The organism is Christiangramia aquimixticola, assembly GCF_048285835.1.
GTDB lineage: Bacteria > Bacteroidota > Bacteroidia > Flavobacteriales > Flavobacteriaceae > Christiangramia > Christiangramia aquimixticola.
The window spans coordinates 1-288 of record NZ_JBLVTL010000279.1 but is presented as its reverse complement, the minus strand read 5'-3'; the positions used below and the strand labels follow the sequence as shown (position 1 = coordinate 288).

Here is a 288-nt window from a genome sequence, read left to right as displayed (position 1 = left end):
ATGATTGAGAATTTAGTCTTTCATCAAGGGCTCCTAACCAGATCTTATGTGGTGTTTTTAAAGTATTTGTTATGTATTCAACACCCTCTGGCGCACCAAACGCAGAAGCGATATGGATGAATTTGGGTAGGCCGTGATTTAAAAGAGTATTGATAGACTTGATAATTGATTTACCTGTAGCTAACATGGGATCCGCAATAATTATTTCCTTGCCTGTGAGGTCAGGACTGGCATGATAACCAAGATTAATTGAAATTTCGTCTCCTTTTTCTTCTCTGTAAGCCCCAA

1 protein-coding gene is annotated in these 288 nt (G+C 38.5%); it reads right to left on the bottom strand.

Features of this window, described 5'->3' with window-relative positions; translation table 11 throughout:
• Positions 1-288, bottom strand: a 288-nt coding sequence (locus ACNKXV_RS14485) for a uracil phosphoribosyltransferase (RefSeq protein ID WP_417908408.1), incomplete at both ends; no start/stop codon positions are given.